The sequence below is a fragment of the Streptomyces laurentii genome, from assembly GCF_040635425.1.
Taxonomy (GTDB): Bacteria; Actinomycetota; Actinomycetes; order Streptomycetales; family Streptomycetaceae; genus Streptomyces; species Streptomyces laurentii.
This window is the reverse complement of record NZ_JBEYHT010000010.1, coordinates 1-14,138: the sequence shown is the minus strand read 5'-3', so window position 1 is coordinate 14,138 and position 14,138 is coordinate 1. Positions and strand designations below refer to the sequence as shown.

Sequence of the window (14,138 nt, the reverse complement as noted above, 5' to 3'; positions counted from 1 at the left end):
TCGCGCGGTCAGGGCAGCAGCCAGTCCATCGCGAGGGTCGCGGCCAGACCGCCGGCGAGGAGGTAAGTGGCCAGCCGGGTCCGGCCGTTGCGGGAGAGTTCGATGACGATCCCGCACAGGATCATCGCGAGCCCGTACACGCCGACGACCAGGACGGACGTATGGGCCGCGAGGCGGACCACCAGGACCACGGCCATCGCCACGAGCACGACCGAGCCGGCGGCTATCCGCGCCAGGCGGGCCTGGCGCGGGGTGAGACCGGTCCGCTCGTCCACGGCCTCCCCGTCGGTCACGACCTCCCCGGCGTCCGCCGGCTCCCCCACGTCTGCCGGCTCCCGGGCGTGCGCCGACTCCCCGACCTGCACCGGCTCCCGGGCGTCGACGGCCTCGGGCGTCCCGGCGGCCTTCGGCGTGTCCGCGGTCTCCGGCGTCTCCTCGGTGTCCGGCCTGCGGGTGTCCTGGGTGTCCTGCTCGGAAGCGCTCATATGCCGGGAGGGTAACGGACTCCCGATAGGCTGTTCGCATGACGACCGGAGTGCGCCGCAGGATGGGCGTCGAGGAGCGCAAGCAGCAACTGATCGGGGTGGCCCTGGAGCTGTTCAGCCACCGCTCCCCCGACGAGGTCTCCATCGACGAGATCGCCGCGGCCGCGGGCATCTCACGGCCGCTGGTCTACCACTACTTCCCCGGCAAGCAGTCCCTGTACGAGGCGGCCCTGCGACGCGCCGCCGACGAGCTGGCGGCACGCTTCGTCGAGCCGCCGCACGGCCCGCTCGGGGCGCGGCTGCTGCGGGTGATGGTCCGGTTCTTCGACTTCGTCGACGAGCACGGGCCGGGGTTCGCGGCGCTGATGCGCGGCGGCCCGGCGGCCGGCTCGTCGAACGCCAACGCGATGATCGACGAGGTCCGGCAGGCCGCGTACGAGCAGATACTCGCGCACCTGGACGTCGAACGACCCTCGGCGCGGCTCGAACTGGTCGTCCGTTCCTGGGTGTCGCTCGCCGAGTCGACGGCGCTGCTGTGGCTGGACGGGCGGCGGGTGCCGCGCGAGGAGCTGGAGCGGCAGCTCGTGCACGACTTCGCGGCGCTGGCGGCGGTGAGCGCCGCGTACGACACGGAGATGGCGGGCATCCTGGTCCGGATCCTCGCCGACGAGCCGGCCGACGGTCCGTTCGGCGAGCTGGTGGGCCGGCTCGCGGCGCTCGCGCCGGAACTGCCGGGCCCGGCACAAGCATCCGAGGCTCCCGTCGAGCCCGGCCCGGCGGCGGGTCAGGCAGCCGGTCAGCGCTTGGCGTAGGACGGGTCGAGGTCGCGTACCTCGGCGCTCAGGGTGACGCCCTCGGTCTCCTTCAGATAGCCAGGCAGCAGGTCGAGCACGGCCGCCGACAGACGCGCCTTGGCCTCGGGGCTGCGGCCCGCGAACAGGGCGATGTCGACGTGGACGAGGGCGCCCGCGCCCGTACCGTCGCCACTCACGGTCTCCTCCACCTCGCGGAAACTGGTCACGCAGGCCGCGAGGCGCGCGCCGGCCGTCTCCACGACGATCGGGTGCAGGGCGAGGGCGAAGCCGCGCCGGTCGAGGGGCGCGGAGTAGTCGACGGTGATCTGGGGCATGGCGGGGGTCGCTCCTGGTGGTACGGATGTCCTGGCACACCTTTACGGTGATCGCCATGACGGTACAAGTGACCTTCCGGCAGGCGGACGCCCGCGACCTCGACGTATTGGTGCGGCTGCACGACGACGCCGCGCGCTGGATGCTCCGCCACGCGATCGACCAGTGGCGGCCGGGGACGCGCGGCCCCGGGCATTTCGCGGCGCGGATCGCCGCGGGCGAGGTGTGGCTGGCGGAACGCGAGGGCCAGGTGGCCGGCGCGTACGAGCTGTGGTGGGAGGACGCGTCGGTGTGGGGGCCGCGGCCGCCGGAGGCCGGGTACGTGCACCGGCTGATGACCGACCGGACGGTGGCGCCCGCCGGGACCGGGCGGGTCCTGCTCGCGCACGCGGAGGAGCGGATGGCGGCGGCGGGCCGGCAGCTGGCCCGGCTGGACTGCGAGGCGGGCGATCCGCGGCTGCGGACGTACTACGAGGGCGCGGGGTACGCGGTCACCGGGCGTCTGGAGAAGGCGGCGGCGGACGGGCGGGAGTACGCCGTCACGCTCTTGGAGAAGACGCTGGCCTGAGAAACGGCCGGCGCCGTCGCGCCGGCGGAGAAGCCCCTGGTCCGGGACACGGCCGTGCCCCCTCCCGCCGGAGCGGAAGGGGGCACGGGTCACGCGCGGGTCGCGCCTATCGGGCGGTGAACACCGCCACGGTCCGCGCCGGGACGGTGAAGGTGCCCGAACCGGTCGCGTACGCGGCGGACTTCACGACCGCGTCGGTGCCGCCCGCCTGCACCGGGTGCAGCCGGTAGCCGGTCCCGGCCAGGGCGGCGACGGTCTGCCGCTGCTCCTTCGGGGTGGCGTTGAAGACGACGACCAGGTCGCCGAGGCGCATGGTGATCACGCCGGGCGTCTCGCCCTGGCCGGACAGCGGGAAGGACAGGGCGTCCTGGACCTTCCGCGCGGTGTCGAGCGAGAAGGCGGGCTCGGTGGTACGGATGGTCAGCAGGTCACGGTAGGCGGCGGAGGCGCCGTCGATCTCCGGACATCCGGGTGAGACCGCCTTGTTCGCCAACAGCGGCTTGCCATATGCCCACTTGGACTGATTGTCGGCGGCCGGCGGCAGTCCGCGGCCGAAGCCGTTGCCGTCGCGGCAGTCCCAGTGGATCGCGTTGAACCAGTCGCCGCTGTCGTACGAGTTGCGGTCCAGGGACTTGGAGCGCAGCAGGTCGCTGCCGGCCTGGGAGAGCGACGGGCCCTGCGACAGGGCGGCGGTGGCCATGGCGAGGACCTGCGCGCGGGCCCGGCCGGCGGCCGGCGTCGCGGCCGGCAGCTTGAAGGCGAGGGCGTCGTACAGCGACTCGTTGTCGTGGGCGTCGACGTAGGCGAGGGCGTCGCCGGGGACGGCGGCGTAGCCGGCCGGGGCGCCGTTGTAGTCGACCTCGGAGCCCTTGACCGTACGCCCGGAGGTGTCGGTGAAGGTGTACCCGGCGAGGTTGCCGGTCAGGCCGACCTTGATCAGGTCCTGCTCGTGCAGGAGCCGGGCCTTCTGCTGCTCCGGACTGCCGTTGGCGGGCGAGGAGTTGGGGTCGGTGAACAGGCCGGAGGCGAAGCCCTGGACGCCGGGGTCCTCGTCGAAGGGGCCGCCGCCGCGCACGGCGTCGCGGGCCCGGTCGGAGAAGGTGGCGATGCCGGTGCCGGCCATGTTCTTCTGGGTGGCCTGGACGAAGCGGGCGTCGTCGGCGATCTCGCCGAAGTTCCAGCCCTCGCCGTACAGGATGATCGCCTTGCCGTCGACGCCGTCCTTCTCCAGGGTCAGGGCGTCGAGCGCCCGGCGCACCGCGAGGATGTTCTCCTTCGGGTGGTGGCCCATGAGGTCGAAGCGGAAGCCGTCGACCTTGTACTGCTTCGCCCAGGTGACGACGGAGTCCACGACGAGCTTGCCCATCATGGCGTTCTCGGGCGCGGTGTTGGCGCAGCAGGTGGAGGTGGTGACGGAGCCGTCCTCGGCGAGGCGCTGGTAGTAGCCGGGCACGATGCGGTCGAGGACCGACTTGTCGGACTGTCCGGCGGCCACGGTGTGGTTGTAGACGACGTCCATGACGGTGCGCAGCCCCTCGCCGTTGAGGGACTGGACCATGCGCCGGAACTCGGTGGTGCGGCGGGTGCCTTCTGGGTCGGTGGCGTACGAGCCCTCCGGCACGGTGTAGTGCAGCGGGTCGTAGCCCCAGTTGTAGGCGTCCTTGGCGGCCGCGGCGGTGACGCAGGCCTGCTGCTCCTCGGAGTCGGGGGCGTAGACCTTCAGGTCGCAGGCGGGCGCGGCCTGGTCGCTCCTCTTCTCGGGGATGGTGCCGATGTCGAAGGCCGGGAGCAGGTGGACGTACGACGTCCCGGCCTTCGCGAGGTCCTTCAGGTGGCGCGAGCCGGTGCTGCCGGTGTCGGTGAAGGCGAGGTAGGTGCCGCGGTGGCCGGCGGGGACGGTGGCGTCCGCGATGGAGAAGTCGCGGATGTGCAGTTCCTGGATCTGCGCGTCGCGCAGCGGCACGGCGGCCGGCTTCCTCAGTCCCTGCCAGCCCTTCGGCGCGAGCTTCGGGTCGGCGAGGTCGACGACGAGACCGCGGGCCGAGTCGGTGGTGAGGGCGGTCGCGTACGGGTCGGTGACCCGGTTCTCGACGGTCTTCTGGACGCTCGGCGCCCAGACCTTCACCACGTAGCGGTACGGCTTGCCGGTCCAGGCCTTCGTGCCGGTGACGGACCACACGCCGGAGGCGCCGTCGCGGCGCATCGGGACGCTCCGGCCGTCGAGTTCGAGGGCGACGGACCGGGCGGTCGGGGCCCAGACGGAGAGGGTCGGCTTCCCGCCCCGGAACACCGGGCCGAGGGCCGCCCCGCCGGCCTCCTTCGCGTACAGGTCGTCGAGGACTCCGGCGGTCTGGACGCCGGTGGCGGCGAGCAGGGCGCCGTTCGCGGCGCGCTGGGTGGCGAGGAGCTGGCCGCGCAGCGAGTCGCGGACCCGGCCGGTGTCGCGCGGGTCGACGCGGAAGGCGGGGTAGTCCTTCAGGTGCGGGAACTTCGCCTTCTGGGCGTCGGTGAGCGCGCCGGGGGCGAGCCGGAGCCAGCGGCCCTCGTCGCTGAGCGCGCCGTCGGTGACGGTGATGCCGCCGGCGGCCGTGCCCGGCGCGTACACCAGCTGCTGGCTGGTGGCGTCGGTGGCCTTCACCTTCCAGACGACGGTGTCCCGGTCGATCCACTGGGCCTCGGCCTTGCCGAGGTCGAGGTCGGGGGCGCCGCCGGTCTGCGGCAGCAGATAGCGGGGTTCGCCGCCGAGCAGCCAGACCTCGTTGCCGTAGGTGGCGAGGTCGAGGGACTGGTCGGTGGGCAGGTCCTTCTGGTCGCCGTTGTGGAGGATGTACGAGAGGTTCGTGGCGCCGTCGGCGAGCGGCACCTCGTACACGGCGCCGTAGGCGTCGAAGCGGGCCGGCATCAGCGGCTTGGACCAGTCGGTGGGCTGGGCGGCGCCGGTCCACAGGTGCAGGCCCCAGCCGTCGTACTTTCCGTCGGGGCGCTGGTAGTGCAGGACGGCCTTCGTCTTGTCCTGCGGCGCGGACGCGGGGGCGGTGTCGGACTGGCCGGGGTCGCCCCGCGTGATCCAGACCTCGCCGGTGCGGGCGAGGGTGATGCTTCGCTGGGGGCCGTCGGCGGTGCCGTCCTTCTCGACGGTGTACGGGAGGGTGGTCTCGCCCTCGGGGACGCGGACCCAGGCGAAGGCCCCGTACGCGTCACGGCCGGTGAACGGGGTGCTCTGACCCGCCGACTTCAGGGTCCAGCCGTCGTAGGCCTTGTCGTCCTCGCCCTCCCGCTGGTAGTGGACGACGGCCCAGGTGCGTTCGACGGCGACGGGCTTCTCGGGCGCCGGGGCCTGGCCGGCGGTGCTGGTCGCCAGGGCGCTCGCGGTGCGGCCGGCGGCGTCGACGGCCACGGCCTTGTAGCGCAGCGCGGTGCCGGCGGGGGCGGTCACCTGCTGGGTGACCTTGTACGGGGCGTGGTCGGCGGTGCCGAGGGTGCGCCAGGGGCCGTCGCCGGCCTGGGCGGCGAACACGACCCGGTTCAGGCCGCCGCCGCTGACGTCGGCGGCGATCTCGACGGTGCCGGTGGCGCCGGCGGCCGGGGCCTTCAGGGAGACGGTGGGCGCGGCGGCCGGGGCGGGAAGCGGGGCGCCGGCCTTGAGGACGAGGGAGCCGAGGGCCGGGACGGTGACGGTGACCTTGCCGTCCTTCGCGGCGACGGCGCCCTGACCGCCGTACAGGGGAAGGAAGTTCCTTCCGTCGACGGGGACGGTGACCGTCTTCGCCGTGGTGGCGCTGTTGGTGGCGACCAGGTACGCGGTCCGTGTCCTCGGGTCCGTGCGCGTGAAGGCGTAGACGGAGCCATCGGCGAGGCGCTCCTGCTGGACGCCGTCGCGCAGCGCCGGGTGGTCGCGGGTCAGCTTCGACAGGGCGGCGATCGCCTTGTACAGCGGGTGGCCGGTGTCGTAGGCGTCGGACGCGTGGGTGCGGTCGGTGCCGAGCTGGTCGTCGTCGAGGTAGTCGGCGGTCTTCGAGGCGAAGAGAGTCTGGCGGGCGTCCTTGTCGCCGCCGGGGCCCGTGAAGCCCTGCTCGTCGCCGTAGTAGACCACCGGATTGCCGCGGCTGAGGAACATCAGCTCGTTCGCGAGACGGGCCCGCTGGACCAGCTCGGCGTCGGCGGCGTCCGGGTGGTCCTGCTTCAAGAAGGAGCCGATGCGGCCCATGTCGTGGTTGCCGAGGAAGGTGACCTGCTCGTAGGCGTTGGCCTTGTCGGTCGTGTAACGGAAGTCCTCGGCGAAGACCTTGGCGAGCTTGTCGGCACCAGCGCCCTGCGAGGCGTAGGCGCGGGCGGCGTCCTGGAAGGGGAAGTCGAGCGTGGCGTCGAGGCGGCCCCGCGTGACGTACGGGGAGGTGACGGCCGGGTCGGCGGAGTAGACCTCTCCGAACATGAAGAAGTCGTCCCGGCCCCGCTTCTTGGCGTACGCGTCGAGGGCGGTGGCCCACTGGGTCCAGAAGTCCAGGTCCACATGCTTGACGGTGTCGACGCGGAACCCGTCGATGTCGAAGTCCCGGACCCACTTCTCGTAGATCCTCTTCATGCCCTCGACGACTTCGGGACGCTCGGTCCACAGGTCGTCCAGGCCCACGAAGTCGCCGTACTCGGCGGACTCGCCGACCCACGTGGAGTCGCCCCGGTTGTGGTACATCGTCGGGTCGTTGAGCCAGGCCGGGACCTTGTCCCGGGTGGTGACGGCCGGAGTGTACGGGAAGGAGCGGGCGTCCACCGCCTTCGCCGGGACGCCCGCGCGGTCGTCGAAGGGGCGGCCGGTGCGATCGAGGTACGGGTAGGCGCCCTTGGGGCGGTAGCCGTACGTCTTCTCGGCGTAGTCGACGGTGTCGGCCGTGTGGTTGGTGATGACGTCGAAGAAGACCTTCATGCCCTTGGCGTGGGCCGCCTTGATCAGCTTCTTCAGGTCGTCGTTCGTGCCGAAGTGCGGGTCGACCTGGGTGAAGTCGGTGATCCAGTAGCCGTGGTAGCCGGCGCTGGCGTCCTTGCCCTCACCCTGCACGGGCCGGTTCTTGAAGATCGGCGCCATCCAGATGGCGGTCGTGCCGAGGCCCTTGATGTAGTCGAGCCGGTCGGTCAGGCCCTTGAGGTCGCCGCCCTGGTAGAAGCCCTTGTCGGCCGGGTCGAAGCCGGTCGCGGTACGGCTGCCGGTGAGTCCGCCGCGGTCGTTGGCGGGGTCGCCGTTGGCGAAGCGGTCGGGCAGCACGAAGTAGAACTGGTCGCGGGTGAGGTCGTGGCGGGGCGGGGCCGCGGCGAGCGCGGCGTCGGAGGGCGGTGCCGGGGGGCGGGGCGCCGCCGCGGCGGACGCGGTCGCGGGTAGGGCGGGCACGAGGGCCGCGCACAGGGCGGCGGCCAGGACGGTCGCCGTTCTCTTGCGTATCACGGGGGTTGGCTCCCAGGAGGTGCGGGTCTGGTGGTACGGGAGGGCGGGGCGGCGCGGGCTGCGGGTCGTGGGTCCCTGGAGAGGGTCAGCAGCCTCGGGCAGCCGTGTGGAGGGCCACTGCCGTGTTGGGGGCGAGGGTGGCGGTGAATTTGCCCGTCGCGTCGACCGTCACCCGGGTGTTGTCGCGCTGGACGTCGCAGTAGGCGCCGGCGGGCAGGGAGGTCTGGAAGGTGCGGGTGAGGGACGAGGGCTCGTGGTTGATCGCGACGTAGGCGGCGTTGCCGCGGCCGAAGGCGATGGCGTCGTTGCCGTTGTCCCACCAGTTGGTGACGCCCTGGCCGCGCGCGGTGTTGCGGAAGCCGACCATGGAGGAGATCTCGCGCCAGGCGTGCTGGCACTTCCAGCCGTTCTGGTAACAGGCGCTCACCTGGTGGTTGTTGGGGGCTCCGGCGTCCTTGCTGGTCCACTCGTAGCCGGAGTTGACGTCCGGGGAGCCGTACGGCCAGGCGAGCATGAAGACGTTGGCGAGGGTGTAGTCCGCGCCGTTCTTGTAGTTGAGGGTGTCGCCGCCGCGCTCGGTGTCGTGGTTGTCGACGAAGACGGCGGACTGGCCCGAGGGCATGTAGGCCCAGCCCTCGCCGTAGTTGTTCAGATAGGCGAGCTTCTCGTTCTGGAAGACGCGCTTGAGGTCGCGGGCGTAGCGGAACTCCTGGACGTCGCCGTTGCCGAGGTACTCGGTCGGGGACACCGCCTCGCCGGCGCCGTAGATGGCCTCCTGCTTCCAGTAGACGGAAGGCTTCGTCAGCCGGGACTTGATGTTCGCGAGGTCGGCGGCCGGCATGTGCTTGGCGGCGTCGATCCGGAAGCCGTCGGCGCCCAGTGACAGCAGGTCGTCGAGGTAGCCGGCGATCCGGCCGCGGACGTAGTCCTCGCCGGTGTCGAGGTCGGCCAGGCCGACGAGTTCGCAGTTCTGGACGTTGGCGCGGTCCTGGTAGTTGGTGATCTCCGCGCGGCAGTCGTCCATGTCCCAGCCGGAGTACAGGCCCGGGTAGTCGTACTTGGAGTACGTGCTGCCGCCGGTCCCGGTGCCGGAACCGGCGGACATGTGGTTGATCACGGAGTCCACGACGACCTTCACGCCGGCGGCGTGGCAGGTGGAGACCATGGACGAGAACGCGGCGCGGTCGCCGAGCGGGCCGGCGATCTTGTAGCTGACCGGCTGGTACGCGGTCCACCACTGCGTGCCCTGGATGCGCTCCTGGGGCGGCGAGACCTGCACGTAGCCGTAGCCGGCCGGGCCGAGCCGGTCGGTGCAGGCGCGGGCCACGGAGGCGAAGTTCCACTCGAACATCACGGCGGTGACGTCCTTGGTGCCGGGAGGCGCGGCCTGGGCGGCGGGCGCGGGCGCCGTCACGGCCAGGGCGGCTCCCGCCGCGAGGGCGAGCGTGGCGGACACGGTCTTTCGGGCCATGACTTCCTCCTGTGCGGCTCCCCGACCACTTGCCGACACCAGCGGTTCGCAAGATGTTGCCGCAAGCGACAGAAACGGATTTCAGCCGTGACCGTAGGGGCGTACAGGTGTGCGGTCAACCCTTTCCGCACGTCCGGGCGGAACCCGGGGGCCACCCACGGGAATACGACGGGACCCCGGCGAACATCCGCCGGGGTCCCGGGGGTTGGTCAGAGACCGGTGGGGCGCTGGGCCGTCGAGCCGCGGACCACCAGTTCCGGCTGGAAGACGAACTCCGTGCGCTGGACCGGGTTTCCCTCGATCTCCTCCAGGAGCGTGCCGACAGCCGCCGTCGCCATCGCCTGCACCGGCTGCCGGACCGTGGTCAGCGGCGGGTCGGTGAACGCGATGAGCGGGGAGTCGTCGAAGCCGACCACCGACACGTCCCGGGGCACGTCGAGCCCGCGGGCGCGGGCCGCCCGGACGGCGCCGAGCGCCATCAGGTCGGAGCCGCACACGATGCCCGTACAGCCCTCGTCGAGCAGCAGGTCGGCGGCGGCGTGCCCGCCCTCCACGCCGAACAGGGTGGGCCGGACGAAGCGTTCCGCCTCGTCCCGGGCGATGCCGAGCCGGGCGTGGAGTTCGGCCGCGAAGCCCTCGGCCTTGCGGCGCGAGGGGACGTACCGGACCGGTCCGATGGCCAGGCCGATCCGCTCGTGGCCGAGGTCGGCGAGATGGCGTACGGCCATCCGGGCCGCCGCCCGGTCGTCGGGCGAGACGAAGTTGGCGTCGACGCGCTCGTTGAAGCCGTTGACGAGGACGAACGGCACCCCGCGCGCGGCGAGCCGGGTGTAGCGGGCCGGGTCGGCGGAGGCGTCCGCGTGCAGCCCGGACAGGAAGACGATGCCGGCCACCCCACGCTCCACCAGCTGCTCGACCAGCTCGTCCTCGGTGGCGCCGCCGGGCATCTGGGTGCACAGCACCGGGGTGTAGCCGTGCCCGGCCAGCACCTGCTCGATGACCTGCGCGAACGCCGGGAAGATGGGGTTGGTCAGCTCGGGCACGACCAGGCCGATGAGGCCCGCGCTGCGCCGTTTCAGCCGTACGGGACGCTCGTAGCCGAGCACGTCGAGCGCGGCCAGCACCTTGTGCCGGGTCGCGCCGGCCACGCCCGCCTTGCCGTTGAGGACCCGGCTGACGGTGGCCTCGCTCACCCCCGACTGGGCCGCGATGTCCGCGAGCCGCGGAGCGCCCCCTCCGGCGCCCCGCGGCGGGGGAATCGTCACACCGCCCACCAGACTGTCGTGTCGGCGGGCAGCTCGACGAACTCCTCGCCGGCGAGGACGGCGGACGCGCCGACGGCCTCGCTGGCGAGCAGGAACCGGCCGGGCCGCGGGACGGTGATGACCCGGCCGGTGGTGTTGGCGGTGCAGACGAATCCGTCGCGGCGGAAGGCCAGGACGCCCTCGGGGGCGTCCAGCCACTCCACGGAATCGCCCGCGCCGAGCCCGGGTCGCGTCCGGCGCACGGCGAGCGCGGCGCGGTACAGCTCCAGGGTGGAGGCGGGGTCGCCGGTCTGCGCCTCGACGCTGAGGGCGCCCCAGGTGGCGGGCTGCGGCAGCCAGGAGCCGCCGGCGCCGAAGCCGTACGAGCCGCCCTCGACGGTCCACGGGATCGGCACCCGGCAGCCGTCGCGGAAGCCGTCCTGGCCGGTGGCGCGGAAGAAGGACGGGTCCTGACGGACCTCGTCGGGCAGGTCGGTGACGTCGGGCAGGCCGAGTTCCTCGCCCTGGTAGACGTACGCGGAGCCGGGCAGCGCGAGCATCAGCAGGGTCGCGGCGCGGGCCCGGCGCAGGCCGAGGGCGCGGTCGCCCGGGGTGCGCAGCTGGGTGCCGAGGCCGGCCGGGTTGGCGAAGCGGGTGGCGTGCCGGGTGACGTCGTGGTTGGACAGCACCCAGGTGGTGGGGGCGCCGACGGGGCGCATCGCGGCGAGCGAGGCGTCGATCACGAGCCGCAGCTCGGCCGCGTCCCACGAGGTGCCCAGGTACTGGAAGTTGAAGGCCTGGTGCATCTCGTCGGGGCGCACGTAGTGGGCGGTGCGCTCGACGGTCGGGGTCCAGGCCTCGGCGACCAGGACGCGGTCGTCGCCGTACTCGGCGAGGACGGTGCGCCAGGAGCGGTAGACCTCGTGCACGCCGTCCTGGTCGAAGAAGGGCATGACGTCGTTGCCGAGCAGCTTGAGCTGGTCGTGGCCGCCGATGTCGGGCAGGCCCTCGGCCTTGACCAGGCCGTGGGCGACGTCGACGCGGAAGCCGTCGACGCCCATGTCGAGCCAGAAGCGCAGGATGGAGCGGAACTCGTCGCGGACGGCCGGGTGTTCCCAGTTGAAGTCGGGCTGCTCGGGCGCGAAGAGGTGCAGATACCAGTCGCCTGGGGTGCCGTCCGGGTTCTCGGTGCGGGTCCAGGCGGGGCCGCCGAAGATGGACTCCCAGTCGTTGGGCGGGAGTTCGCCATCGACGCCCTGGCCGGGGCGGAAGTGGTAGCGCTCGCGCAGCGGGGAGCCGGGGCCCTCGGCGAGGGCGCGGCGGAACCACTCGTGCCGGTCGGAGGAGTGGTTGGGGACCAGGTCGACGATGATCCGCAGGCCCAGGGCGTGGGCCTCGCGGATGAGGGCGTCGGCGTCGTCCAGCGTGCCGAACATGGGGTCGATGGTCCGGTAGTCGGAGACGTCGTAGCCGGCGTCGGCCTGCGGGGAGGCGTAGAAGGGCGAGAGCCAGACGGCGTCGACACCGAGGTCCCGGAGGTACGGCAGCCGGCTGCGGACGCCCGCGAGGTCGCCCATGCCGTCGCCGTTCCCGTCGGCGAAGCTGCGCGGATAGACCTGGTAGATCACCGCGTCTCTCCACCAGTCCGACTGCGTGCCGGTGGCGGGGGCGGCGTCGGTGGCGGTGGTGAGGTGCTGGGTCATGTCTTCCTAGCGTCGAAAGGAGCGTGCGGACACGGGACGGCGGTACGGGCGGGACAGCGCGGTTCCGCGGGTGCGGCGGCGGTGCGGCAGGGGCGGCCGGGCAGGACGGCACGGCCGCACGGCCGCGTAGTGGCGGTGCGGGACACCGGCGTACATCCTGGGCGGGTGTACGCCGGTGCCCCGGCCGGGACTTCGCGAAGTGGGGGCTCAGCCCTTCACGGCACCGGCGGACATGCCGGTCACCAGGTGGCGCTGGGCGAAGAGGAACACCAGGGCGGCGGGGACGGCGATGAGCACGGAGGCCGCGGACATCGGGCCCCACTGCGCGCTGTACTGGTTGACGAACTTCTGCAGTCCGCCCGCGAGGGTGAGGTTGTCGTCGCCGACCATGAAGGCGGAGGCGTAGGCGACCTCGCCCCAGGCCGTGATGAAGGAGTAGAAGGCGGTCACGGCTATGCCCGGCTTGGCGAGCGGCAGGATCAGCCGCCAGAAGGTGCCGAACGGGTTGAGGCCGTCGACGTATCCGGACTCGTCGATCTCGCGCGGGATGCTGTCGAAGAAGCCCTTCATCATCCAGGCGCAGAACGGCACGGCGATCGTCATGTAGGTGACGACCAGGCCGGCCGCGTTGTTGAGCAGGCCCATCGACGCCAGGATGTTGTAGATCGGCACGATGAGGACGGCGACCGGGAACATCTGGGTGATGAGCAGGGTCCACATCAGTCCGCGCTTGCCGGGGAAGCGGAAGCGGCTGACCGCGTAGCCGGTGGTGCAGGAGATGAAGACGCCGAGCGCGGTGGTGAAGGCGGCGATCACCACCGAGTTGCCGAACCAGGTGAGGAACGGGGTGTCCCCCAGCAGGTTCGTGTAGTTGTCGAGCGTCGGCTCCTTGAAGAAGTCCGTGGTGGTCGCGTACGCCGCGGGCTTGAGCGAGGTCAGCAGGACCCACAGGGCCGGGAAGACCGCGATCACGGACGCGACGATCAGCGTGAGGTGCAGGGCGACCGACGCGAGCGGCGAACGCTCGCCGCGGCGGCGCGGCCTGCCCGCGCGGCGCGTGTCGGCGGAGGCGGGAGCGGTCGTGGGGGCCGTGGTGGGGGCGGGGGCGGTGGTCACCAGACTTCTCCCTGCTTGCGGAGGACCCGGCGGTAGACCGCGGCGAAGGCCATCAGGAGGATCAGGATCAGCACGCCCCACGTCGAGGACTGGGCGAAGTCGCGGGGGCTGATCTCGAAGGAGAACTTGAACGCCTGGGTCACCAGGATCTGGGTGGCCTCGCCCGGTCCGCCCCGGGTGAGCAGGAAGATCACCGGGAACTGGTTGAAGGTCCAGATGACGGAGAGCAGCGTCACCGTCGAGGACACCGACCGCAGGCCGGGCAGGGTGATGTGGCGGAAGCGCTGGAAGGCGTTCGCGCCGTCCATCTCGGCGGCCTCGTACAGCTCGCCGGGGATGGACTGGAGCCCGCCGAGGAGGGCGACCATCATGAACGGGACGCCGATCCAGACGTTGACCGCGATGACCGAGACCTTGGCCCAGGTGGGGTCGTTGAGCCACGGGATCGCGTCGATGCCGCCGCCCGCGAGGATCTTGTTGAGCAGGCCGTTGTCCTTGTTGTACAGGAAACGCCAGGAGAAGACGGAGACGAAGCCGGGCACCGCCCAGGGCAGGATCAGCAGCGTCCGGTAGACGGAGCGGCCGGCGATCCTGCGGTTGAGCAGGACCGCGAGGCCGAGTCCGAGGCTGAAGGTGACGGAGACACAGGCCACCGTCCACAGCAGCGTCCAGCCGAGCGTGCCGAGGAACTGGTCGCCGGTGATCGCCGCGGTGTAGTTGTCGAGCCCCACGAACTCGTACGTCGCGGGGATGTGGTTGACCCCGATGGAACGCTCGACGTTGCGTTCGTTGGCGTCGGTGAGCGACAGCCAGATACCGCGGACCAGCGGGTATCCGATGATCACGCCGATCACGAGTACGACCGGCGCGACCATCGCCCCGGCGTACCAGTGGGTGGCCAGGGAGCGCTTGCCCTTCCCTCGCCGCTTGCCAGTTCCGCGGGGGGGGGGCCCGGGGGGGGGGGGGGGCGCGGGGGGGCGCCCTCACAAC

8 protein-coding genes and 2 pseudogenes are annotated in these 14,138 nt (G+C 72.1%); 2 read left to right on the top strand and 8 right to left on the bottom strand.

Annotation, left to right across the window (positions count from 1 at the left end):
• Nucleotides 1-8: 8 nt before the first annotated feature.
• Entirely contained in the window at nt 9-485 is a 477-nt protein-coding gene (locus tag ABZ693_RS08970; RefSeq protein WP_359874989.1) for a hypothetical protein, read from the bottom strand.
• Between the two features lie 38 nt (nt 486-523).
• Between ABZ693_RS08970 and ABZ693_RS08965 the strand changes: the two genes are divergently transcribed.
• Nucleotides 524-1,297, top strand: a complete 774-nt coding sequence (locus tag ABZ693_RS08965) for a TetR/AcrR family transcriptional regulator (protein ID WP_359874987.1) — start codon at nt 524-526, stop codon at nt 1,295-1,297.
• Here the strand turns inward: ABZ693_RS08965 and ABZ693_RS08960 are convergent.
• Nucleotides 1,282-1,614, bottom strand: a complete 333-nt coding sequence (locus tag ABZ693_RS08960) for a 5-carboxymethyl-2-hydroxymuconate Delta-isomerase (protein ID WP_359874985.1) — start codon at nt 1,612-1,614, stop codon at nt 1,282-1,284. The two genes, ABZ693_RS08965 and ABZ693_RS08960, sit on opposite strands and share 16 nt — an antisense overlap.
• A 56-nt stretch (nt 1,615-1,670) precedes the next feature.
• Between ABZ693_RS08960 and ABZ693_RS08955 the strand changes: the two genes are divergently transcribed.
• Nucleotides 1,671-2,180, top strand: a complete 510-nt coding sequence (locus tag ABZ693_RS08955; protein WP_359874982.1) for a GNAT family N-acetyltransferase — start codon at nt 1,671-1,673, stop codon at nt 2,178-2,180.
• A 106-nt stretch (nt 2,181-2,286) separates the two neighbouring features.
• Here the strand turns inward: ABZ693_RS08955 and pulA are convergent, their stop codons facing one another.
• From pulA to ABZ693_RS08925, 6 genes and pseudogenes are all read right to left on the bottom strand, one after another.
• On the bottom strand, nt 2,287-7,614 hold the full coding sequence (pulA, locus tag ABZ693_RS08950; protein ID WP_359874980.1) for a pullulanase-type alpha-1,6-glucosidase: 5,328 nt from the start codon (nt 7,612-7,614) through the stop codon (nt 2,287-2,289).
• Between the two features lie 88 nt (nt 7,615-7,702).
• Nucleotides 7,703-9,085: pseudogene (locus ABZ693_RS08945) on the bottom strand (alpha-amylase); the annotation flags it as partial.
• 209 nt (nt 9,086-9,294) lie between these two features.
• A complete protein-coding gene (locus ABZ693_RS08940; RefSeq protein WP_359874977.1) occupies nt 9,295-10,359 on the bottom strand; it encodes a LacI family DNA-binding transcriptional regulator in 1,065 nt (354 codons plus the stop codon).
• The gene (locus ABZ693_RS08935) at nt 10,347-12,032 is read right to left on the bottom strand and encodes a glycoside hydrolase family 13 protein (RefSeq protein WP_359874975.1); all 1,686 of its coding nucleotides are present in this window, start codon (nt 12,030-12,032) and stop codon (nt 10,347-10,349) included. Before ABZ693_RS08935 ends, ABZ693_RS08940 begins: the two co-directional genes overlap by 13 nt.
• Before the next feature lie 207 nt (nt 12,033-12,239).
• Complete coding sequence (locus ABZ693_RS08930) at nt 12,240-13,148, bottom strand: sugar ABC transporter permease (RefSeq protein ID WP_435842376.1); 909 nt, start codon at nt 13,146-13,148, stop codon at nt 12,240-12,242.
• Nucleotides 13,145-14,056, bottom strand: a pseudogene (locus ABZ693_RS08925) (carbohydrate ABC transporter permease); the annotation flags it as partial. The pseudogene ABZ693_RS08925 and the gene ABZ693_RS08930, both read right to left, overlap by 4 nt.
• Nucleotides 14,057-14,138 lie beyond the last annotated feature (82 nt).

Coding starts and splice junctions, on each gene's coding strand:
- ABZ693_RS08965 (WP_359874987.1), top strand. CDS start 524: ATGACGACCGGAGTGCGCCGCAGGATGGGCGTCGAGGAGCGCAAGCAG.
- ABZ693_RS08960 (WP_359874985.1), bottom strand. CDS start 1,614: ATGCCCCAGATCACCGTCGACTACTCCGCGCCCCTCGACCGGCGCGGC.
- ABZ693_RS08955 (WP_359874982.1), top strand. CDS start 1,671: ATGACGGTACAAGTGACCTTCCGGCAGGCGGACGCCCGCGACCTCGAC.
- ABZ693_RS08970 (WP_359874989.1), bottom strand. CDS start 485: ATGAGCGCTTCCGAGCAGGACACCCAGGACACCCGCAGGCCGGACACC.
- ABZ693_RS08935 (WP_359874975.1), bottom strand. CDS start 12,032: ATGACCCAGCACCTCACCACCGCCACCGACGCCGCCCCCGCCACCGGC.